Annotated in this window: 1 protein-coding gene and 1 pseudogene; both read left to right on the top strand. The window is 43.2% G+C overall.

Features of this window, described 5'->3' with window-relative positions:
- Positions 1-153 precede the first annotated feature (153 nt).
- Complete coding sequence (gene istA, locus ACTNB3_RS17710) at positions 154-1776, top strand: IS21 family transposase (RefSeq protein ID WP_349168185.1); 1623 nt, start codon at positions 154-156, stop codon at positions 1774-1776.
- Positions 1776-2026 (top strand): annotated as a pseudogene (locus tag ACTNB3_RS17705) (ATP-binding protein); the annotation flags it as partial. The gene istA and the pseudogene ACTNB3_RS17705, both read left to right, overlap by 1 nt.

Raw genomic sequence — 2026 nt, 5'->3', positions numbered from 1 at the left:
TGCATATGGCGCGTCCCAACGGCCGGTTTTGCGGAGCAAAACGGCCGAAATGCGAAGCTGAACAGCCGTTAGGCTTTGATTGATACAGAAATCTCTAGGATAATATATTCATTCATCTATCAGATGAAAATATATTTCTTAGGAGGATGATGTATGCTGGACTACAAAAACATCATTATCAAACGTTATGCGCTTTCCATGTCAGGAAGTGAAATTGCCCGACAGCTTAGCGTAAGTAAATCAGGAGTCAATGACTTCCTCAGAGCATTTGAGAAGTGCGAAAACCTTTCTTATCCTTTGCCACCGGGTATCACTAACTACGGTATTGCTGAATTAGTGTATGGATCCATTCCCGGTTCCCCAGGTCGTAATGAATCCATTGAATACCCTGATTATGAGGAAGCGGCCAGACTTATGGCCACAAGGAAAAACATGACTCTCGTTTTTCTATGGAATCGCTACTCAAAAAAGTGTGCTGAAGAAGGCAAGCGTTTCTATCAGTACCGCCAGTACTGTGAGCTTTTTAACCGATGGTGTGAGGAAAACTATGAAACTGCGCATTTCGGTGCAGTTATTGCACAGAAGATGGAGGTCGATTTCGCTGGGCAGACATTTAACATGACCGATCCTCTTACCGGTGAGATTCTGACGATTGTTGTATTTGTGGCTATTCTTCCATACTCACAGTACATCTATGCCGAAGGGATGCTTTCGACAAGGGAACCGCAATGGATTGAGGTCAATAATCATGCTCTTGATTACTTTGGCGGTGTGCCGGCACTGGTTGTATGCGATAACTGCAAGCAGGCGGTAATCGTTAATCAAGACTGGATTGAACCCGAACTGAATAAGGATTACGCTGACTGGGCTGATCATTATGGAACTGTAATTCTTCCAGCCAAGGTCAGAAAGCCCAAATTTAAGAGTTCAGTAGAAAACGCGGTAGGTATTCTTGAGAAAGGTCTCTTCCATAAACTTGAAGAACAACAGTATTTTTCGCTGGATCAGTTCAACAAAGATCTTTGGAAGGAACTGGAAGCTCTCAATAAGGAGCCGTTTAAAAAGAAAGAACATAATAGATACTACTATTGGGAAGAGGAGAAACTTGAATTGATGCCGCTCCCCTCCATGCATTACGAGTACATGGAGAGAAAAACGGCAAAGGTATCAAGCGACTTCCACGTACGCTTTGACAATGCTTATTATAGCGTAGACAAAGCATTTTTGCACAAGAAAGTATCTATCAAGGCATCTTCTTCTGTTGTTCGCATTTATTCCCTTGCAGGCGAGTTCCTTTATGAATGGCCGAGAGCAACCCGTAAGGGTCAGTGGTCAACGGATCCAGAACATCTGCCTGAGAATTATAAAGGATTTACACAGTGGAACGGACCTTATTTCATTCAAAAGGCTTCTCTTGTTGGCAAGAATACTGAGACTGTTATCCGTACGATCCTAAAGTCAAGGCAGTATGAAGTGCAGACATACCGCATGTGTCTTGGTATCCTGAACTTTACCAAAAAGTACAGTAACAAAGCTTTAGAGGAGTGCTGTAAACAGGCAATCTCATTAAACAAACAGAAATATACCTTTATTAAGAACACCATCTCTGTCATTGCAGATGATCTTGGCGATGCCGGTTATCGACATGGGTCTGTCCAAAAGAAAAAACCAACAAGGGGTGGTTATGTCATGCCTCCGGAAGCCTCTAGCATTGATACTCTTTTATCCCGCAGCAAAGCGCTTGCGGATCAGATGAGAGAGGAGGCAGATGACTGATGCTTACCGGAACCGAACTCATCAATGAGCTTGTTGATGAACTCAATGAGCTGAAACTATCGACAATGGCTGCAACGCTGGATGATCTGTATCATAAGCCTGGATTCCTTGAAATGGACCGTCTGACACTGATTGCAGAGCTTATAGAACCACAGTTTCAAGAAAAAGTCAGTACTACACTGAAGAATCGATTAACGGCAGCTCATCTAAAAGGATCACCTGAAGAACTGTCTGAGTGCATTGACTCTGA

Origin of the sequence: Bariatricus sp. HCP28S3_D3, assembly GCF_052065755.1 — a bacterium.
Lineage (GTDB): Bacteria > Bacillota > Clostridia > Lachnospirales > Lachnospiraceae > Allocoprococcus.
Note: the sequence above shows the minus strand (reverse complement) of the source record. Positions and strands in the feature narration are given on the sequence as shown.

Bases quoted from the DNA above. Each gene is read 5' to 3' on its own strand.
- istA (WP_349168185.1), top strand. From the start codon at position 154: ATGCTGGACTACAAAAACATCATTATCAAACGTTATGCGCTTTCCATG.